The organism is Gluconobacter cadivus (genome assembly GCF_015244745.1).
In the GTDB taxonomy this organism is placed as follows: domain Bacteria; phylum Pseudomonadota; class Alphaproteobacteria; order Acetobacterales; family Acetobacteraceae; genus Gluconobacter; species Gluconobacter cadivus.
Genome location: NZ_JABCQI010000004.1, coordinates 50364 through 70327, shown reverse-complemented (window position 1 = coordinate 70327; position 19964 = coordinate 50364). Strand labels below are relative to the sequence as shown.

Below are 19964 nucleotides of genomic sequence, written 5' to 3'. Positions count from 1 at the left end.
GGGGTATTCCTCTAATGTCTTTGAAGAGCGTCTGGGCTTCCGTTCGGCAGTCGGGCGTCATCTCGTATGATGTGTGAGGTTTCGTGATCAAACCACTGAAAAAAGCTGTTCTTCCTGTTGCCGGTCTTGGTACGCGGTTTCTGCCCGCAACAAAGGCCATGCCGAAGGAAATGCTTCCTGTCGTCGACAAGCCGCTGATTCAGTACGCGATCGACGAAGCTCGCGAAGCCGGGATCGAAGAATTCTGTCTGGTCACCGGACGTGGCAAAGACAGTCTGATCGATTATTTCGATATCGCGTATGAGCTTGAGGCAACACTTAAGGAGCGCGGCAAGAAGAGCGCGCTTGAAGCGTTGGCTCCCAGCAGTGTGCAGGCTGGATCTCTTGTGGCCGTGCGTCAGCAGGAGCCGCTGGGCCTCGGACATGCGATCTGGTGCGCCCGTTCCTTCATTGGCGATGATCCGTTTGCGATCCTGCTGCCGGACGATATCGTCAAGGGGCGCAGCTGCATTGGCCAGCTGGTCGAAGCTTACAACAAGACCGGTGGTAATGTCGTGGCTGTGTCGGAAGTTCCGCCCGAGCATACGAACCGGTACGGCATTCTTGACGTTGGCAGCGACGATGGAAAGCTGGTTGAAGTGAAGGGTCTGGTTGAAAAGCCTGCTCCGGAAGACGCGCCGTCGAACCTGTCCATTATCGGCCGCTATGTTCTGACGCCAGATGTTATGAAGTATCTGGCGAAGCTTGAGCGTGGTGCAGGCAACGAAGTCCAGCTTACGGACGCAATGGCCAAGACGATCGGTGAAGTGCCGTTCCATGGCCTGCGTTATGAAGGCACGCGCTTTGACTGCGGCGACAAGGCCGGCTTCCTTGAGGCCCAGCTTGCCTTCTCGATTGATCGCGAAGATCTCGGGGCGTCGGTCAAGGCGTTCCTCAAGAAGTACAAGCAGTACACAGACGCCCCCTGATCCCGGTCAGGTACGATTCTGATCTGCTCTGCCTGCAAGGTTTTTTACCTTTCAGGTAGAGCAGCTAAAGACCATATCCGCTCAGATCCTGCGACGAGGAGTCTGGCAAGCATGTCAGTAGGCGGGCCGTTTCAATCTTTTCTTGAGCCAGGTCAGATTGTTCTGCATCCCGATTACCCGGACTGGGGATGGGGGCAGGTTCAGTCTGCTATCGGTGAGCGGGTGACGGTCAATTTTCAGCATCAGGGCAAAGTCCTGATCGATGCATCCCGTATTACGCTCCGACTTCTGCCGAAACCCCGGTAATGCGGACAGGCCGTCGTATAGCCCGCGCGCTCCTCAATACACTTCTGCCTCCAGTCTGTGCAGCCTGTGGCACCGAAGTCATGACGGAGGGGGCTTTTTGCAGCACCTGCTTTCAGACGGCACACCGGATCGTCTCTCCGCAATGTGATCGTTGTGGTGTTCCTCTGGAAAATGAGGGGCTTGGAGGTACGCAGAACTGCTGTGCTGCCTGTCATGCCCATCCGCCGGTCTGGCGTTCTGCCCGGGCCGCATTCGTTTATGATGGTTGGTCCCGACGCCTCATCCTGCCACTGAAATATTCCGATCATACCGAAAATGCGGCCGTTCTGGCACGGCATATGGCTGTTGCGGCTGAAGATCTGCTGGAGAAAGTAACGCTTGTCGTGCCGGTGCCACTATATCGCACCCGATTATGGAAGCGGCGTTACAATCAGGCCGGTTTGATGGCGCAGGGTGTGGCACGGCTTGCCGGATTGCCATGTATGGTAGATGCCCTTCAACGTGTTCGCTCGACAAAGGCTCTGGCCCGTCTGTCCGCCGGAGAGCGCGAAGAGGAGATGACACAGGCAATCCGGATCAGAAAAGGGCGGGACGCCTGCATAAGAGGGCAGGCTGTTTTGCTGGTGGATGATGTGCTGACGACAGGCTCCACGGCGACGGCCTGTACATTGGCTCTGATGCAGGCCGGGGCGGCAAGTGTGGATATTTTGGTTGCAGCCCGGACCGGGAGAGTGGATGAACAGAACCCGCGCTTTGTCCAGGAATGAGAATCCTATGCCGAAAATCGAGATTTTTACCCAGCCTGGATGCCCTTACTGTGTGCATGCCGTCAGTCTTCTGCGCTCCAAGGGCGTGACGTTTCAGGAAATCAACGCCCCGCACGGATCCGCCGAACGCGAGGACTCCATTCGTCGTTCGGGACGTCGCACGGTGCCTCAGACGTTTGTTGACGGGGAGGCGCTCGGGGGCTGCGACGACCTGATGGCCCTTGATCGCGCCGGGCGGCTTGATGCCCTGCTGGGCACCGTCTGAATGCGCTGTGCGGGCTTTTTCGCGGCTTTCCTGATGACTGTGCTGTCACTTTCATGTGTTCGGGCCCAGTCTCCTGCTCCGGATGATGCTCTTCCGCAGAACATTCCCGAACAGGGCCTGTGGCTGTCGGAAGGGCACGATGGGTTGTTTTCGATCCAGCCCTGCGGGCATGCTCTCTGTGGTCAACTGATTGGCATGGCTTACGACGGGGAAATGCCAAAAGACGTCTGGGGACGTTCGCAATGCGGTATCCGTATGCTGACAGACTTTGTCCCAATCGAGGATCGCAAGTGGCAGGGCCATATTCTTGATCCGAGAACCGGACGGGTCTATCAGGCGCGGATATGGGTTTCCCAACCCAATGTTCTGAAGCTGCGCGGATTCGTTCTGGGAATGCCTCTTCTGGGCGAAACCCAGACCTGGAGCCGCTACACCGGTCCGCCAGTCGGACCACAATGCAAGCTACCGAAAGACGTGCACTAGGTCTGTTGTCGCGAAACCGGCATCATGGCCCGGACGTTATCGTCACCCTATCGAAAGGAATGCAGACCCATCATGTCCCACCCTGTTTCCCGCCGCAGTTTTGCGGCCGGACTGGTTGCCGGTGTTGCGGCTGCCGGTACTGGTATTGCTGGTGCCGCCGATCCTGAGAAGGAGGTCCCGACGCCACCTCCGCCACCGAAGCAGGTTTCCAAAACGATCTGCTTTGTCGGCGGATATACGAAACACGGCCCCCCGGGCGGCGGAACCGGAAACGGGCAGGGCATTGCCGTTTTCGATATGGACCGTGATACGGGCGTTCTGACGCCGATCACGACGTTCACCGATATCGCCAGCCCGTCCTTCCTGACGATCTCGAAAGACCAGCGCTTCCTCTACGCGCTGAGCGAAATCGACGATTTCAACAAGAATGGTGACGGGTCCGTCACGGCATTTGCCATCGACCCCAAAACCGGTTCACTGCGCAAGCTGAATGTCGTCAGTTCGATGGGTGCTGTTCCGGCATATGTGAGCATCCACCATTCAGGCCGCTATGTGCTGGTGGCCAATTATGTTGGTGGCAATGTGGCGGTTCTGCCCATCCGCTCGGACGGATCTCTGGGCGAAGCATCGGACGTGGTTCACAACACAGGCCCGCGCCAACCGGAGCGCGCTGCGGACAATCCGCAGGGTAATTTTGCCGTTTCCGATCATTCGGGCTCACACCCGCACATGATCCATTCCGATCCAAGCGGAAAATTTGTGCTAGCCGATGACGCGGGTCTGGACCGGGTCTATGTCTGGACGCTGAACCTCGACACGGGCAAGCTGATCCCGGCTAAGACGCCATATTACGACATGGAGCCGGGGTCGGCACCGCGCCACTTCCAGTTCAATCATTCCGGTCGGATTCTGTACAATCTGTGCGAACAGGATTCGAAGGTCGTTGTTTCCAATTTCGATCCGGTTACCGGTGCGATCAGCAATATCCAGACGGTCAGCACGGTCACGTCGCATTTCCGTGGCTCGACGCTGGCCGCGGAAATCCTGATCTCGGCCAGCGGCAAGTTCGTTTACGTCTCCAACCGGCTTGGTGATTCGCTGGCAGTGTTTGCCATCGGAACCGATGGGACGCTCACGCTTCAGGACGAAGTCTGGATGCACGCGGATTATGGCCGTGCCTTGATGTTCGATCCGTCCGGAACGTTCCTGTTCTGCGCCAACCAGCGTTCAGATGCCGTGACTTCGTTCCGGGTGGACAAAAAGACGGGCGAAATTGCGTTTACGAACAATTTCACGCCCGTCGGAAGTCCGACGACCTTCGCGTTCATGAACACGAAGGCCTGATCAGCCCTTTCTGCGATTAAGGCGCTTGCGGCGGATGATCCCGCTGCAAGCGCCTTTTTTGTTCAGTCCTTGCGGAAAATCGCGATGTAGTTGATGCCGGTGTCGCGGCTTTCGCGCCATTTGAACGGCACATAGCTCATGCCCGCGATGTCCAGCATCCGCAGACCGGCCTGTCGGGCCATGGCGGCCAGTTCGTCCGGCTTGATAAACTTCTTCCAGTCATGCGTGCCCACGGGCAGCATCCGCAGCAGATATTCCGCACCGAGTTTGGCGACAGCGAAAGAGCGTGGCGTGCGGTTCAGTGTGGACACAGCAACCATACCGCCCGGTTTCGTCAGCGTGGCCAGCATGATCAAAAAATCCTGCGGATCATTGACGTGTTCGATGACTTCAAGCGCATTGACGACGTCGAACCGCGCCCCTTCCGCAACAAGGTCTTCCGCACTGCCATTGCGATAGGACAGGGGGGCAGCTTCGGGCGGGAGGGGATGTTGGGCCAAATGCGCCTCGGCTGCCTGGATACCGGCGGCGCTGGCATCGATTCCAAGCGTTTCAAACCCGAGTTTGGCATAAGCCTCGCTGGCCAAACCCGCGCCACAACCGATATCGAGCAGGCTTAGAGGTCCGGCGGACGCGGCGCGTAACGGTGCAACATGCCGGCTGACCCATTCGGTCCGCAAAGGGTTCATGGCATGGAGCGGGGCCATGGGGCCGCGCGGATTCCACCAGTCTTCTGCCAGAGCGCTGAAATGGGCAATTTCGGATTCCGAAACGGATGAACGTCTGAAATCCTGTCCCGGAGATGTTTCTGTGGGCATCAGAACTGTCCTTCTGTGTGCCTGTCTGCCGTGCGTCATCTGGACGTGGCGGAGCGAGACGAGTATGTGGACCGGCAGAGTCTGTTCAGGCGCCGGGTGTTTTGCGGTACCCGATGCCAGACCCGAGCGCGCAACGCCAGACACGTACTGGAGCCTTATCCGCGATGTCCATGCCCGATACTCCCGTCCACGACCAGCTTTCCGGTCGTGCCGATCCTCATGCCGCCATGACTGGCGAAATTGGGAAACGGAAGACGGTTGTCATGAAATTCGGCGGTACATCCGTCGGAAATATCGAGCGTATCCGGAACGTTGCGAAACGCGTGAAGGCGGAACATGACCGCGGCCGCCGCGTGGCAGTTGTTGTGTCGGCGATGGCGGGTGTGACGAACCGGATGGTCGGATATTGTGCGGAACTCGACCCGCTGGCCGATCCGAAGGAATATGATGCCGTGGTGGCGGCGGGCGAGCAGGTGACAAGCGGGCTTGTCTCCATCGCGCTTCAGGCGCTTGGCGTGAAAGCGCGGTCGTTTCAGGGTTGGCAGATCCCGCTTGTGACGGATGACGCCCACGGCAAAGCCGCCATTGAGAGCGTGGACGGCACGGCGCTGCTGGCCTGTCTGGATGATGGCATCGTGCCGGTTGTCGCAGGCTTTCAGGGCGTAGGCCCTGATGGACGGATCGCAACGCTGGGGCGCGGTGGATCGGATACCTCCGCCGTGGCCGTTGCGGCTGCCATCCATGCCGATCAGTGTGATATCTATACCGATGTGGACGGGATCTATACGACCGATCCGCGCATCGTGAAACGCGCAAAGAAGCTGGATCGCATCACTTACGAAGAGATGCTTGAACTGGCTTCCGTAGGCGCCAAGGTACTTCAGACCCGCAGTGTCGGCCTCGCCATGCGTGAGAATGTCCGGGTGCGGGTACTGTCATCGTTCGCGGAAACGGATGATGACAGTGGTTCGATTGTTGTTGATGAGGACGAGATCATGGAGAAGGAACTGGTTGCGGGGATTGCCAACTCGCATGACGAAGCGAAAATCTCCGTGCGGAACATTCCGGACCGTCCGGGCATCGCTGCCGCGATTTTCGATCCGCTGGCTGCTGCGAACATCAATGTCGACATGATCGTCCAGAGCGTTGGCGTGGACAATCTGACGAACATGACCTTCACGGTCAGCAAAGCCGACGAGGCCGCTGCCCGCTCCGTGCTGGAGAAGGCCCGCGAATACGTCCAGTATGGCGAACTGATCACGTCCCATAACGTGGTAAAGATCAGTGTCGTGGGCATCGGGATGCGCTCGAATGCCGGTCTGGCCGCGCGGATGTTCCGCACGCTGGCCGATCGCGGCATCAACGTGCAGGTCATCTCCACGAGCGAGATCAAGATCTCGGTTCTGATCGATTCCGAATATACTGAACTGGCCATGCGCGCGCTGCACACGGCTTATGGGCTTGATGCCAAAGAGGAAGCCGACGCGTGAGCGAAACCCTGATCGAGACTCCGAGCGAGACCCGGGGTGAGGCCCTGGACGCGCGCGCGACGCTGGACCGGCTGTGGAAGCCGGGCTGTGATTTCTTGGGCAGTGAGGTCGCGATCCTTGGTGGCGCCATGTCCTGGGTCAGCGAGCGGCATCTCGTCTCGGCCATTTCCAACGCCGGTGGATTTGGTGTTATCGCCTGTGGCGCGATGTCTCCCGAGCGTCTGGAAGAGGAAATCGTTGCCACACAGGCGATGACGAAGCGCCCGTTCGGCGTCAACCTTATCACCATGCACCCAGAGCTGGACCGACTGGTGGACGTGTGTCTGGCGCATAACGTCTCTCACATCGTGCTCGCAGGCGGCGTGCCGAACAGCGCCACGATCCGCAAGGTCCGCGATGGCGGAGCGCGGGCGATCGGTTTTGCGCCTGCTCTGGCTCTGGGCAAGCGGCTGGTGCGCATGGGCATCGAGGCTCTCGTGATCGAAGGCTCGGAAGCGGGTGGCCATGTCGGGCCCGTGTCGCTGACGGTTCTGGCGCAGGAAATCCTGCCCCATATCCGCGATGTGCCGGTGTTTGTGGCTGGTGGCCTTGGACGTGGTGATGCCGTCCTGTCCTATCTGGAGCAGGGCGCCGCGGGTGCGCAACTCGGAACGCTGTTTGCGGCGTCCGAGGAAAGCATCGCACATGAAAACTTCAAGAAGGCTTTCCTGCGCGCCAATGCCCGTGATGCCGTGACGACCGTGCAACTCGACGAACTTTTCCCGGTCATTCCGGTACGGGGCCTGTCGAATGAAGGTGGTCGTCGCTACGCACGTCTTCAGGGCGAAGCACTTCAGAAGTTCCAGAGCGGCGAACTGACCAAGGAAGAAGCGCAGCTCTCGATCGAGCACTACTGGGCCGGTGCGCTGCGTCGTGCCGTTATCGAAGGGGACGTGGAAACGGGTTCTGTCATGGCGGGTCAGTCCGTCGGTATGGTCAAGGAAATCCGTCCGGTCGCCGATATTCTTGCGACGCTGGTGCAGCAGGCCGTTGATGCCATAAAGCAGCGTGAAACCCGTATTCACGCTGCCAGCTAACGGATCATCCGGTCATGTCCTCTCCGTCCTCCAGCCGCCCGTTGTCGCAGTCTTCTGACCAGCCCAGTGTTGGAAAGGTGCTGCGCGAGCGTCGCGAGGAACTGGGATGGCGGCTGGAAGACGTGGCGGAATGGCTGCGAATCCGCCCGAAACTTCTGGCCGCGCTTGAAGCGGACGACCTTTCGGGCCTACCGGGTGTGGCTTACGCCGTCGGCTTTCTGCGGACGTACGCGCATGCCATGCAGCTTGATGCGGACGCGCTGGTCGAGCGTTTTCGGCGCGATACGCGTGGTGCCGTGACACGCAAGACGGAGCTGGTTTTCCCGCAACCCGAAGGGGATCGGGGGTTGCCGGTCGGCGTGCTGGTCGGCGCCGGGTTGGTGGTCGTGGCTGTGGCCTATGTCGGCTGGTACCGTTTTACGGCACACGACACCCCGGCGCAGCGTCAGGTTCCAGCCGTGGCAGAACTGATGCCGGGTGCGGCAACTCCTGCCACGACCTCCCCACAGGTCGCCTCTGTCATGCCCGGACGCGCACCCACGCCCGAGCCTCATGCTCCGGTCGTTGCGTCGCCTACTCCTGCTGGGCCGCCAACAATTTCCAGCCCTGTGCAGACGGTTGCGGCCCCGCAAAATCCGCCTGCGTCTGCACCGGAACAGGCTGTACCAGCGGCTCCGTCTTCTGATGAAGATGATGCAACTGTCCCAACGCCCCCGGCTGAGACCGTTGCGCCTGAAAAAACTTCGACACCCGGACAGCCCGCCACTGATTTGCCTCCGGCTGTTCCAGAAGGGGCTGTCGTCGTGCGGGCGCTGTCGCACGTCTGGACGCAGGTTCGTGACAAGGACGGGCACGTCCTGATGTCGCGCGTCATGCAGCCGGGCGAAAGCTGGCAGGGCGATCCCGCGGGTGCTCCGTTCCGCATGTCGTTCGGCAATGCAGGCGGTGTAGTCCTGACCACGGCGGGGGCGACCAGTGCGCCTCTGGGCCGGGAAGGACAGGTCCGTCGCAGTGTCGAGGTGACGGCCGATGCCATTCGCTCCGGCTCATTCGGATCGGGTGTGGCGCTTCCGGTTCAGCCCAGTGCCCTCCCATCACCAACCGCCACGGACGCAACGGCTGTCGTGCCGCCTGTGGCCGCAAAACCGTCTCCGGCACCCGTTCCGCACAAAACCCCACCGCCGGAGCATGACGTTTCGGCCGATGACCTGAATGCCCGGCAGCTTGAACATCAGCCGCTGGAACAATCGTCGCCACCGCATTAAACCCTTATATCCGTCAGGGGGGCTCAGTGCTCCTGAATATAGCCCCCTGCGTTAGAGCTTCCGGTTTCCACCGGGCACGAAGAGGTAAATCATGAGCAGCTACCGTCCGTATCAGCACATCGAACGTCGCAAGTCGCGCCAGATCCATGTCGGCAAGGTCGCGGTCGGTGGTGATGCCCCGATTTCCGTGCAGACCATGACCAACACCCTGACGTCGGACGCACAGGCTACGATCGACCAGATCCGACTGTCCGAACTGGCTGGCGTGGACATCGTCCGCGTCTCCTGTCCGGACGAGGCCAGCACTGAAGCGCTGGCGGAAATCGTTCGTGAAGTGAACGTCCCCATCGTTGCGGACATCCACTTCCACTACAAGCGCGCCATCGAGGCCGCGAAGGCCGGTGCTGCGTGCCTGCGAATCAATCCGGGCAATATCGGCAGCGCCGAGCGCGTGCGGGAAGTCGTGAACGCCGCCAAGGATTATGGCTGCTCCATCCGCATCGGCGTGAATGCCGGTTCGCTGGAAAAGCACCTGCTTGAAAAATACGGCGAACCCAACCCCGAAGCTCTGGTCGAGAGCGCTCTGGAACACGCGAAGATCCTTCAGGATCACGATTTTCACGAGTTCAAGATCAGCGTGAAGGCGTCCGACGTGTTCATGGCGGTTGCGGCCTATCAGCAGCTTGCGGATTGCTGTGACCATCCGCTGCATATCGGCATCACCGAGGCAGGCTCCAAGCGTGCGGGCACTGTGAAGTCGTCCATCGGTCTGGGCAATCTGCTCTGGGCTGGCGTGGGTGACACGATGCGCGTCTCGCTTTCTGCTGCACCGGAAGAAGAAGTGCTGGTCGGCTGGGATATCCTGAAATCCCTCGGCCTGCGTCATCGCGGTGTGAAGATCATTTCCTGCCCGTCCTGTGCCCGTCAGGGCTTCAATGTTGTCGAGACGGTCCAGACGTTGGAAGATCGCCTCCAGCACATCAAGACGCCGCTGACGCTGTCCATCATCGGCTGCGTGGTGAACGGCCCCGGCGAGGCACTGATGACCGATCTCGGCGTGACCGGTGGCGGCAATGGCCGTCACATGGTCTATGCGGCCGGTCGTCAGGATCACACGATGCCGAGTGGCGACATGATCGAGCATATTGTGGACCTCGTGGAAAAGAAGGTCGCAGACATCGAGGCGGGCAAGGTCGAGGCCTCCACGGCCAAGCAGATGGACCCGGCAGCGCACTGATGTCCGGACTTCAGCCCCCTCGCGGGACACACGACCTCATTGGCGAGACGATGCGCCGCCACCACCATGTCGTGGAGACAGCGCGCCGGGTTCTGCGGACCTATGGGTTCGAGGAATGGAGCACGCCCATCTTCGAGGACACGCGCGTCTTTTCGCGCACGCTCGGCGAGACGTCCGATGTCGTGTCCAAGGAGATGTATACGTTCGAGGATCGCGGCGGTGAGAGTATCACCCTGCGACCCGAAGGCACGGCGGCGATCTGCCGCGCGCTCGTCACGAATGGCCTGACGCAGTCCCTGCCGCAGAAGGTGTTCTATCACGGGCCGATGTTCCGCTACGAACGTCCGCAGAAGGGACGCTACCGCCAGTTCCACCAGATCGGTGCGGAACTGATCGGTGCGGAAAGTTCGCTGCGCGATGCCGAGACGATTGCCATGGCGCAGGATATCCTGCGTGAACTGGGTTTGGGCGATCACGTCACGCTGGAACTCAACACGCTTGGTGATCTGGCCAGCCGTCAGGCATGGCGTGAGGCTCTGGTCGCCTATTTCCGCGATCATGCCGATGCGCTGTCGGAAGAGAGCCGGGTCCGGCTTGAAGCCAATCCGCTGCGGATTCTGGACAGCAAGTCGGAGCAGGACCGCAAACTGCTCGACGACGCCCCGGCATTCGCGGACTATCTGAACGATGAATCCCGCCAGTTCTGGGACACGCTCCGCTCCAGCCTTCAGGCATTCGGCGTGGACTTCGTTGAAAACCCGCGCATCGTCCGCGGCCTTGATTACTACAGCCATACAGCGTTCGAGTTCGTGACCTCGAAGCTCGGGGCTCAGGGCACCGTGCTGGCCGGTGGCCGGTATGAAGGGCTGGTCGAGCAGATGGGCGGTCCGGCCATCCCGGCGATTGGCTGGGCTGGCGGGATTGAGCGTCTGGCAATGCTGCTGGACAGCGCACCGGAGCTTCCGGCGGGAATTACGCTGGTTCCCATGGGCGATCCGGCTGTTCTCAAGGCTGCGTCCATTGCACGCGCGCTGCGTTCTGCGGGATTGAGGGCCGAAATCGAAACGCGCGGCAATCTGAAAAAGCGGATGGAGCGCGTGGTGAAGTCCGGCGCGTCCCACGCGATTGTTCTGGGCGATGAGGAAATCGCCAAGGATGTCGTGCAGCTTCGGGATCTGTCCAGCCGCGAGCAGCAGGAAGTTCCGGTCACGGATCTGGTGCGTCTTCTGAGCGCAGGACGCGCCTGAGCGTATGGCATTTGACGACAGGCTTGAGCGGATTGTCGCACGCTCAGAGGAAGTTCAGGCCCTGATGTCTTCCGGCGATTTGACGGGTGAGGATTTCACCCGTCTGTCGCAGGAATATGCCGAACTGGAACCGGTGGTCGCGTCCATTCAGGCCTGGAAAAGCGCGGAAGAGCAGAAAGCCGGGGCGCAGGCCCTGCTCGATGACCCGGAAATGCGTGAACTGGCGCAGATGGAGCTGGCAGAGATCGAGGCGACCTTGCCCGACCTCCAGCACGCCCTGCGTCTCGCGCTCCTGCCGAAAGATGCGGCTGACGAACGCAGCGCCATTCTTGAAATCCGACCCGCCGCTGGTGGCGACGAGGCTGGTTTGTTCGCTGCGGAACTGTTCGATGCCTATCGCCGCTTTTCGGAACAGAATGGCTGGCGTTTCGAAGTCATGGAATATTCCGAAAATGAAGTCGCAGGCCTGAAGGAAGGCATGGCGACCATTTCAGGCCGTTCTGTCTTCGCGCGTCTGAAATACGAATCCGGTGTGCATCGCGTTCAACGTGTCCCGTCCACGGAAAGCCAGGGTCGCATCCATACTTCGACCGTAACTGTTGCTGTGTTGCCCGAAGCTGAAGAGGTTGATGTCACGATCAATGACGACGATCTGCGGATCGATGTGTATCGCGCATCCGGTGCAGGTGGTCAGCACGTCAACAAGACCGAAAGTGCGGTCCGCATTACGCATATGCCCAGCGGGATCGTGGTGGCGATGCAGGAAGAGAAAAGCCAGCACAAGAACAAGGCCAAGGCTTTGAAGATCCTGCGCGCGCGGCTTTACGAACGCGAGCGTGCACAACTTCATGCCACGCGGGCCGCAGATCGGAAATCACAGGTCGGGACCGGTGATCGGTCTGAGCGCATCCGGACCTATAATTTTCCGCAAGGTCGCGTGACGGACCACCGCATCAATCTGACGCTCTACAAGATCGACCGGATCATGAGCGGTGAATTCGACGAGATCATCGACGCCCTGACCCGGGAAGAACAGACGGAACTGCTCGCTGCCGCAGGCTTTTAAGCTTCAGGTGTTGGGTGTGGCACAAACGGCAGCACGCCCATGCCGATGGGTTGCGACAGCGGCATCGTCGTAATCGACCAGAAAGAAGTCCGTGAAATTATTGCTGCCCACGGCGTCGAGGGAATGGCCTTCAGGATGGTGGAGCTGCCCCTCGCTGCTCACCTGATGGGTTTCCTGATGGCCATTCCGTACAATGGTGATTTCCCCGCACAGGGCGTAATCCACATCGGAACGGCCAACCGGCAGCACGATGGTCTGCGTCTCATGCGCCTTGGACAGCCCGAGTCTGAATGTTGCAACCAGATTGCCATCCAGATAGAGGCGCGAGACTTCCGAAATTTCTTCGGGCGCTCGCTCGTCCGTTACCGTAAAGGACGGGGGCAGTTCCCTGGACAGGTCTGACTGCGCCTGAACGGGGGTGAGGGTGCAGCCAAGCATCAGGGCGGAAAAGAGGAATGCACGTTTGGACGTCATGACACCAACTATAGCAGGTTCGCTTTGAAGATGATGGCCAAAGATGATCTTTTGCGCGAGGCCTCACAGGCACTGGAACGGGTCGGAATCGAAGATGCCCGTCGCGAAGCGCGGCTTCTGCTGTGCTGGGCGACAGGACGGGATTTGGGAGGGCTGCTGTCTCTGGATGGCGTGGATGACGTCCAGCAGACACGATTCGCAGAGGCCTTGACGCGCAGACTGAATCGGGAGCCTCTGGCGTTCATCACGGGCGAGACGGGTTTCTGGACACTGGATCTGGAGACGGGGCGCGACACGCTGATCCCCCGTGCCGACAGCGAGGCCCTGATCGAAGCATTGCTGGATATCCACCCTGATCGGGATGCACCGCTGTCCATTCTGGATCTGGGCACGGGAACGGGTTGTCTGCTGCTCGCCGCTCTGTCCGAATACCCTCAGGCAACAGGCGTGGGCGTTGATCTGTCTCCTCAGGCAGCAGCTTTGGCGCGACGCAATTCCGCTCGTACGGGGCTTGAGCAACGGAGTGTTTTTTTCGCCGGAAGCTGGGCGGAAGCCCTGAATGCCCGGTTCGATCTCGTGCTCTCCAATCCACCTTATATCGAGACCGGAGATCTGTCGGATCTGATGCCCGAAGTTGTGCGCTATGAACCCGCGCGGGCTCTTGATGGCGGACCAGACGGGCTTGAGGCGTATCGTATCCTGTGTGCCGCTCTGCCGGATCTGCTGGTACCGGGAGGGCACGCCATCTTTGAGATGGGGATCGGGCAGATCGACGACGTGTCTGCGCTTGGAGTGCAAAACGGACTGCGGGACGTAGGGCGCCGGAAAGATCTGGGGGGGGTGGAAAGAGCGCTGGTTTTGCATTTGCCCGGATAAGAAGACAGACAATGGCGTGAGATAACGAAAAACCGTTGGCTTGACTGACGGAACTTGGTATGGCTAAAGCCAATGCATACGAATTTGAAGGTGTTTTACAGACACTCTCAGGCGTATCTTTGCCCATCGTTCACGTCATTCTGCACTGACGATGGAAGACTGGCTGAGCCGGGTTCAGCCATAGCGGAACAGACAGACGTCTTTTTCGATAGCGGCGGTCGGAACTTTCTGTGCTTGCAGAACGGTCCACGTCATCATGAAAGTGCATCACGGGTCGATGAATATGAAGCGCATAAGAGGCCGGCATCATCGTGCGGGCAGTGGGCCGTCACGTAGCAGTAGCAATGCCCAGACACCTCTGAACCGCAACCATGTGTTTGACAGTAACGGGCCTGATCTCAGGGTCCGCGGTACGGCGCAGCAGCTGTTCGAGAAGTATCTCCAGCTTGGCCGCGACGCAACCGGAACTGGCGACCGCATTCTTGCAGAAGCCTATTTCCAGCATGCGGAGCATTATTTCCGTATTCTCAACGCCATGAATCAGGCCGCTGAGAAAAGCCAGCAGGAGCGTAACGAGCGCCAGCAGCAGCGGCAGCGGGCTTACGAAGACCGTCGTGAGGCACGCGGTGAGCGTGGTGAAGACGAGGCCCCGTCATCCGAGCAGGAAGGGGACTACGCTTCGGAGCGTTCCTCCGATGAAGATCATGATCGTCGTGCGGCGGAAGTCGAAGCAGAATAAGACGTTCTGTCTTCAGCGCCTTAAAAAGACCGGCCCGTAAGGAGCCGGTTTTTTTGTGCCTCAGACGCGCCCTACGAAGCGGTCTGGCAGGCGCCAGAGTTCTGTTCCGCTCAGATGCAGATCAAGGCGGTACAGATCGTTCAGGCGCGTCTGGGTGCTGTCCTCGACCTGCTGGCGCCACTGCATGAGGCGCGCGTCCCGATTGTCGAGCGTGCTTTCCGTTCTGGGCAGTCCTGCCATTCCAAGCAGCATATTTTCCCAGTCCGCATTGTCGAGGCGCTGATGACGTCCGACGTCTTCCGAGACCCAGGGCTGCCTGCGGGTCCGCTCCAGCCGCGCCAGACCCGAACCCAGATCAGCATAACGCAGATGGAACAGGAAAAGAGGTGCGGCGAGGCTGGGAACCGCTTCTTCGCAGCAGTGGAAACCCGGAGCCCAGGTGATGGGAATGCGGGTGAGGACCGGTTTGCACATCGCGCTCGAAAAGCGGAGATGGCGGCGCTGTAAAGAGAAGGGGCGGCTGTAGTCGAACGGGCCTTCCTCATCCGGACGGTGGATGACGTCAAAGCCCGTCGCCGTGACCACGGGGCTTCGGTTCAATAGCGCGAATTCAGTCAGGGACGGGACGAAAGCGGGGTCAGCGAGGAGGATTTCGTCCACATCCGTATAGATGACGCTGTCATACCATTCGAGCAGACTGTCACAGAATTTTCCGACCGCCCGGGTGCGGCGTTCGTCGTCTTGGGGAGAGCGGGGAATTCGAACGACATTCACCTGTCCCAGATGCGTCGTACACCCGTCATCTGACCCGTGATCGATGATGTAACAAGCGCTTTCCCCAACCTGTGCGCCATAATGACGCCGCCAGACCTGAAGATGCTCCGGTTCGTTATAAACCATGGTCACGACGGCGAGGGGCTTTTTGATCATGTCCCGCAGACTACAGGAAATGACCTCACGCATCAGCGTTTTGGCCAGGAAAAAACAAATTTTTCAGGAAAAGAATGGTAGCGGTGGACGGATTTGAACCGCCGACCAAGGGATTATGATTCCCCTGCTCTACCACTGAGCTACACCGCCATCCTGCCGGTCAAACCGGCGTTGTGGCGGGGTTTTAAGGGGGATCTTTCCGGGTGTCAACACGTTAGGTTCAGGAAAATGCGGCATAAAATAAGATGTTTTTTACGGGTCGCATTCCTGCGGCCGGCCGTGGCATTTGAGGTATCACGGTTTTCCAATCAATCCGGCCTTCAGGGCTTTTCCAGTTTCTCTCGATGCAAGGAGTCTTTCATCTGGTGATGCAGCACTTTGTCAGCACCCTGTTTGCCATAAGATCCTATTTCACCTGGCTTCCGGCGTCCGTCGTTTCGGTGTTGATGCTTGTGGTAGTGGGGGTGCTGGCGTTCTATTGCGGCAATCTTGTCACGACACAGCTTCTGAAAATCCCAGGATCGCGCAAGGCCGCGTTGATCCGGCGTATCGTTTCGTCTCTCCGCAGGCCGACGCGGCTGATGGTTGCCCTGCTGGCCATGCTGTCGGCGCTCCCGGCTGCAACGGGTTTTACGGCGGCACAGGAAGATAACTTTCAGCTCTTTTTGCTGTTTCTGCTGATCCTGACCTTCGGTTTCTCCGCGATCATGGTCTTCCGGATCATGACGGAGGTCTATCTCAACCGCCTCGCATCGCGGGAGCAGACCGACGACATCATGATCCGTTCGCACCAGACGCAGATCCGCGTCCTGCGGCGGCTGACAGAGATTCTGGTGGGGATTGTAACGGTGGCATCGGCCCTGATGTTGTTCCCGTCCGTCAAGCAGTACGGACTGTCACTGTTTGCCTCAGCGGGTGCGGCGTCCCTGATCGTCGGCCTGTCAGCGCGCGGGCTTCTGACGAACCTGATTGCTGGCGTACAGATTGCGCTGACGCAGCCGATCCGGATGGAAGACCTGATCATCATCAATGGCGACTGGTGCTGGGTGGAAGAAATTAACGCGACTTATGTGGTGCTGCGTGTCTGGGACTGGAGGCGACATATCGTGCCGATCTCGTATTTTCTGGAGAACCAGTTCGAGAACTGGACGCATAATTCAGCAGCCATTATCGGCGTGGTATTCCTGTGGGTCGATTATCAAGCGCCGATGGATAAAATCCGCGAGATGCTGAATGAGATCGTGCGGGGCTGCCCGCTTTGGGATGGGCGTGTGTTCGACGTGCAGGTGGCCGACTGCAACGCGCATGTCATGTCCATCCGTATCATCGCCAGCGCACGGACGGCGCTTCAGAGCTGGGATCTGCGGTGTGATATTCGCGAGAAGATCATCGCCCGGATCCGCGATGAATGCCCCGAAGCACTCCCGCGTTCGCGTTTTTCCATGATGCCCCCCGGTCCGGGCGGGCAGGACCCATGGGAGCAGATGGCGCCCCCGATCGGACGCCCGCCACCGGGAAGTTATATGGGGCCCGGAATGAGCAGTGCGTCGATGTCGTCAGACTAAAGGTAGTCCCGGGCGCATTTTTGAGTGTCTGCGGCCGTAGAAGACGTATGTTGCGACGCCCAGAACCAGATAGGTCACCAGAAGGACCAATGGCACCGGATTGCCGCTTCTGACGGCGCTGACCATGTCTGAAACCAACGGGATGGTCATCACCAGACAGAACAGAATGCCCAGCGCAGGTGTCGTACCGATCCAGAACCCGCGGATACGGATACCGCCCAGCGGGACACTGAAGGGGCGAACAATGTCCGGCCGTGTGTTGCGTTGCCAGATCACGGTAAAGCACACAATTCCAAACGCAGCCGCTGTTCCGATGGACACGAGGTCGCTGATGATGTCGATCGGCAGTGTCGCGGTGATGAGGGCAACAACAAGGCCAAGCACGATCGTGCCGATCCACGGCGTGCGGAGCTGAGGATGGATGACGGAAAAGATCTGCGGGATCAGGCCGTCGCGGCTGATGGTCAGCAAAACGCGGGACTGGGCATACATCAGGCCCATCAGCACCGAGCACAGACCGATCGTGGCCCCAACATTGACCAGCAAGGCCAGCCAGGGCGTGTGCATGATCTTCACGGCAATTGCGAGCGGATCCGGTACGTCGAGTTCACGATAGGGTACGATCCCGAGCAGCACCGTGGCGACGATCATATAGACGACCGTACAGATCAGCAGACTTCCGATAATGCCGATCGGCACGTCACGCGTGGGATTGCGGGCCTCGGCAGAAGCGGTGGAAACAGCTTCAAACCCGACATAGGCAAAGAAAATGACCGAGGCCGCACGAAAGATGCCGCGCACGCCATAATGAAACCCACCTTCGCTGGGGGGAATGAACGGATGCCAGTTTGCCGGATTGATGGCACCGATCCCAAACGCCACGAAGACGAACAGAACGCCGACCTTGAGCGCCACGATCATGGTGTTGACGCGGGCTGATTCCTCAATGCCGCGCACGAGCAGGGCCGTGACGAGAAGCGTTGCTACGAAGCCGATCAGGTCGAAGCGCCATCCTGCGCTGATCTGCGCTCCAGCCGTGCCTGCAACGGGTTGAAGTGTGGCATGGGTCAAAGCCGCAGGAATATGAAAGCCGGTGATGCCCAGAAGGGAGCTGGCATAGCCTGAAAGACCGGCGGCAACGGCAGAACACGAGATGCCGTATTCCAGAAGCAGCAGCCAGCCGACCATCCAGGCCACTTTTTCGCCCATTGAGATATAGGCATAGGAATAGGCCGATCCCGATACAGGGAGCGTCGAAGACAGTTCGCCATAGGAAAACGCGGTGAACAGGCAGGCGAGGGCGGCAATGACGAAAGAGATCAGAACGGACGGACCGGCATATTCGGCCGCCGCCGTGCCGGTCATGACATAGATGCCAGCGCCGATCGTGGACCCGACGCCAAGAATGACCAGTTGGGTCGCCGTCAGGCTGCGCTTGAGGCCGTTCGTATCGTTTTCGAACAGGACCTGTTCAAGGGTCTTCCGGCGACCTGATCCGGAAACGTCAGGAGGAGATTGTATCGATGCTGGCATGATCCGTAATGTGCCGCGAAAAACGGCGGCTGGGAAGTTCAGAGAAGAATGACGGCAGCGGAAAACGCCCCGGCCACAATGCAGTAGACACCAAAGGGTGTGAGCGCCCAGCCGTCATGGTTGCGGAAGAAACGCAGCATGAGGAGCGAGCAGATCAGTGCGGTGATTCCGGCGACGATGGCACCTGCGACGCACTGCACCATGACATCATGGGAGATCGTCATGTGGCGCATCTGCCAGGCTTCACGGACCGTGGCAGCCAGCACGATGGGCTGGGCCATCAGCAGGGAGAAGCGCGCGGCCGTTTCGTGGTCCAGACCCCGCAGAAGACCGCCATTCATGGTGGCACCGGAGCGGGACAGGCCGGGCAGAAGGGCAAGGCACTGCCAGATGCCGATGATGGCGGCGTCTTTTGGAGCGAGTGTCGAAATGGGTCGATGGTCGCGCTGGCCTTTCTGGCGGCGGAGCCACTCAGTCGCCATCAGCAGGAAGCCATTGAGGATCAGGAAACCCGCGACAGCGATGGGGGAGCCGAAAACATTCCGCAGACGATGCTCCAGAAGCCAGCCGACCAGTACGGCGGGAATGGTGGCGATGACGAGGAGCAGGAAGACCCGAATCGCATCCATCTGGGCGTGGCGACCATGACGGCCCATCATTCCGGTCAGAATAGCCACCCAGTCCTTCCAGAACACACCCGCCAGTGCGACCAGCGTTCCGACATGAAGCATGGTCAGGAACGGCAGGAATGTCGGTGCGTGCTCATCCAGATCCCAGTGCAGAAGCGCAGGAAGTAGAACGGCATGACCAAGGCTGCTTACCGGAAAGGGTTCGGTAATTCCCTGGACGACGGCGAGAATGAGGGCTTGGAGAAGCGTCATGGAGCCTGTCTCGGTGAAAGCCTTCGTTTACAAAGGCGGAAAAGAGATCACTTGCCCGATGGTTACAATCGACGCAACCACGGATGTAGCCTTGACCGGTCGGTCATGGGAGGACTAACTCCCGATCTGTTCAAGATTTTCGGGAAGGCGAGGCTGGCATGCAGTCAACATTGAGCGGCCGCGGGGGCGCCATCCTGGCCAGTGGTCTGGTTCTGGCGATTGCCGGAACATTCCTCGCTTACGGCAATGCCCTGCGTAAGGGGCCGGATTTTCAGGGCTCCGTCCTGCATGCCGCCTTCAATTCCGCGAACGGGCTCCATACGGGTGCGAATGTCGATCTCGCAGGTGTTCCGGTGGGGCGCGTCGTGTCCATTAAACTCGACCCCAGAACGCAGATGGCGGATGTCGCTTTTACGGTGGACCAGCGTTTGCATCTTCCGGTGGACACGGCTGTGGGAATCGGTGCGCCGACCATGACGGCGGACAACGCCCTGCAGATCCAGCCGGGTCATTCCCGCACGACGCTCTCCAGCGAGGGCAAGATTACCGATACGCAGGATCAGCTCTCTCTGGAGCAGCAGGTCAGCAATTATATTTTCGGTGGTGGCAAGTTGGGCCAGTAAGGCCCGCTTTC

At 59.6% G+C, this 19964-nt stretch carries 21 protein-coding genes and 1 tRNA gene; 16 read left to right on the top strand and 6 right to left on the bottom strand.

From position 1 onward, the window contains the following. Positions 1 to 83: 83 nt before the first annotated feature. From galU to HKD28_RS07135, 6 genes are all read left to right on the top strand, one after another. Complete coding sequence (gene galU, locus HKD28_RS07160) at positions 84 to 968, top strand: UTP--glucose-1-phosphate uridylyltransferase GalU (protein WP_194262058.1); 885 nt, start codon at positions 84 to 86, stop codon at positions 966 to 968. Positions 969 to 1079: 111 nt separating this feature from the next. Next, positions 1080 to 1274, top strand: coding sequence for a DUF3553 domain-containing protein (locus HKD28_RS07155; RefSeq protein WP_194262057.1), 195 nt, complete (start codon positions 1080 to 1082; stop codon positions 1272 to 1274). Further along, the gene (locus HKD28_RS07150; RefSeq protein ID WP_228125430.1) at positions 1274 to 2041 is read left to right on the top strand and encodes a ComF family protein; all 768 of its coding nucleotides are present in this window, start codon (positions 1274 to 1276) and stop codon (positions 2039 to 2041) included. Before HKD28_RS07155 ends, HKD28_RS07150 begins: the two co-directional genes overlap by 1 nt. A gap of 7 nt (positions 2042 to 2048) precedes the next feature. Next, entirely contained in the window at positions 2049 to 2306 is a 258-nt protein-coding gene (gene grxC / locus HKD28_RS07145) for a glutaredoxin 3 (protein WP_194262056.1), read from the top strand. Between the two features lie 33 nt (positions 2307 to 2339). Next, positions 2340 to 2789 carry a DUF2147 domain-containing protein gene (locus HKD28_RS07140; RefSeq protein WP_228125429.1) on the top strand — a complete coding sequence of 150 codons (450 nt, stop codon included), beginning with the start codon at positions 2340 to 2342 and terminating at the stop codon, positions 2787 to 2789. Between the two features lie 72 nt (positions 2790 to 2861). Next, entirely contained in the window at positions 2862 to 4133 is a 1272-nt protein-coding gene (locus HKD28_RS07135; RefSeq protein ID WP_194267732.1) for a lactonase family protein, read from the top strand. Positions 4134 to 4195: 62 nt separating this feature from the next. Here HKD28_RS07135 and ubiG read toward each other — a convergent pair whose 3' ends face one another. Next, entirely contained in the window at positions 4196 to 4951 is a 756-nt protein-coding gene (gene ubiG / locus HKD28_RS07130) for a bifunctional 2-polyprenyl-6-hydroxyphenol methylase/3-demethylubiquinol 3-O-methyltransferase UbiG (RefSeq protein ID WP_194267731.1), read from the bottom strand. Between the two features lie 164 nt (positions 4952 to 5115). On the opposite strand from ubiG, the gene HKD28_RS07125 reads away from it, so the two are divergent. From HKD28_RS07125 to prfA, 6 genes are all read left to right on the top strand, one after another. Beyond that, a complete protein-coding gene (locus HKD28_RS07125) occupies positions 5116 to 6441 on the top strand; it encodes an aspartate kinase (protein ID WP_194262052.1) in 1326 nt (441 codons plus the stop codon). Next, positions 6438 to 7517, top strand: a complete 1080-nt coding sequence (locus HKD28_RS07120) for an NAD(P)H-dependent flavin oxidoreductase (RefSeq protein WP_328749510.1) — start codon at positions 6438 to 6440, stop codon at positions 7515 to 7517. The genes HKD28_RS07125 and HKD28_RS07120 overlap by 4 nt, the downstream gene beginning before the upstream one ends. A 14-nt stretch (positions 7518 to 7531) precedes the next feature. Then, positions 7532 to 8782, top strand: a complete 1251-nt coding sequence (locus HKD28_RS07115; protein WP_194267730.1) for a helix-turn-helix domain-containing protein — start codon at positions 7532 to 7534, stop codon at positions 8780 to 8782. A 91-nt stretch (positions 8783 to 8873) separates the two neighbouring features. Then, positions 8874 to 10019: a flavodoxin-dependent (E)-4-hydroxy-3-methylbut-2-enyl-diphosphate synthase gene (gene ispG, locus HKD28_RS07110; RefSeq protein ID WP_194267729.1), complete on the top strand. Its 1146-nt coding sequence runs from the start codon at positions 8874 to 8876 to the stop codon at positions 10017 to 10019. Beyond that, positions 10019 to 11266, top strand: coding sequence for a histidine--tRNA ligase (hisS, locus tag HKD28_RS07105; RefSeq protein ID WP_194267728.1), 1248 nt, complete (start codon positions 10019 to 10021; stop codon positions 11264 to 11266). The genes ispG and hisS overlap by 1 nt, the downstream gene beginning before the upstream one ends. A 4-nt stretch (positions 11267 to 11270) precedes the next feature. Continuing rightward, positions 11271 to 12332 carry a peptide chain release factor 1 gene (gene prfA, locus HKD28_RS07100; RefSeq protein WP_194267727.1) on the top strand — a complete coding sequence of 354 codons (1062 nt, stop codon included), beginning with the start codon at positions 11271 to 11273 and terminating at the stop codon, positions 12330 to 12332. Positions 12333 to 12335: 3 nt separating this feature from the next. On the opposite strand, the gene HKD28_RS07095 is transcribed toward prfA, so the two are convergent. After that, positions 12336 to 12806, bottom strand: coding sequence for a hypothetical protein (locus HKD28_RS07095; protein ID WP_194262048.1), 471 nt, complete (start codon positions 12804 to 12806; stop codon positions 12336 to 12338). 30 nt (positions 12807 to 12836) lie between these two features. Here HKD28_RS07095 and prmC point away from each other — a divergent pair, with 30 nt between their 5' ends. After that, positions 12837 to 13682 carry a peptide chain release factor N(5)-glutamine methyltransferase gene (gene prmC / locus HKD28_RS07090; RefSeq protein WP_194267726.1) on the top strand — a complete coding sequence of 282 codons (846 nt, stop codon included), beginning with the start codon at positions 12837 to 12839 and terminating at the stop codon, positions 13680 to 13682. Between the two features lie 277 nt (positions 13683 to 13959). After that, on the top strand, positions 13960 to 14421 hold the full coding sequence (locus tag HKD28_RS07085) for a DUF4167 domain-containing protein (RefSeq protein ID WP_228125447.1): 462 nt from the start codon (positions 13960 to 13962) through the stop codon (positions 14419 to 14421). A gap of 60 nt (positions 14422 to 14481) precedes the next feature. Here HKD28_RS07085 and HKD28_RS07080 read toward each other — a convergent pair whose 3' ends face one another. Further along, positions 14482 to 15384, bottom strand: coding sequence for a glycosyltransferase family 2 protein (locus tag HKD28_RS07080; protein WP_235993359.1), 903 nt, complete (start codon positions 15382 to 15384; stop codon positions 14482 to 14484). Positions 15385 to 15426: 42 nt separating this feature from the next. Then, a tRNA-Met gene (locus HKD28_RS07075) sits at positions 15427 to 15501 on the bottom strand. 215 nt (positions 15502 to 15716) lie between these two features. Here HKD28_RS07075 and HKD28_RS07070 point away from each other — a divergent pair. Next, positions 15717 to 16916 (top strand): mechanosensitive ion channel family protein, encoded by a 1200-nt coding sequence (locus HKD28_RS07070; RefSeq protein WP_194267725.1) that lies wholly within the window; start codon positions 15717 to 15719, stop codon positions 16914 to 16916. On the opposite strand, the gene HKD28_RS07065 is transcribed toward HKD28_RS07070, so the two are convergent. Then, positions 16908 to 18449 carry an APC family permease gene (locus HKD28_RS07065; RefSeq protein ID WP_194262043.1) on the bottom strand — a complete coding sequence of 514 codons (1542 nt, stop codon included), beginning with the start codon at positions 18447 to 18449 and terminating at the stop codon, positions 16908 to 16910. The two genes, HKD28_RS07070 and HKD28_RS07065, sit on opposite strands and share 9 nt — an antisense overlap. A 38-nt stretch (positions 18450 to 18487) precedes the next feature. Continuing rightward, a complete protein-coding gene (locus tag HKD28_RS07060) occupies positions 18488 to 19330 on the bottom strand; it encodes an undecaprenyl-diphosphate phosphatase (protein ID WP_194262042.1) in 843 nt (280 codons plus the stop codon). 158 nt (positions 19331 to 19488) lie between these two features. On the opposite strand from HKD28_RS07060, the gene HKD28_RS07055 reads away from it, so the two are divergent. Then, positions 19489 to 19953 carry an MlaD family protein gene (locus tag HKD28_RS07055; RefSeq protein ID WP_099286401.1) on the top strand — a complete coding sequence of 155 codons (465 nt, stop codon included), beginning with the start codon at positions 19489 to 19491 and terminating at the stop codon, positions 19951 to 19953. Positions 19954 to 19964: the final 11 nt, after the last annotated feature.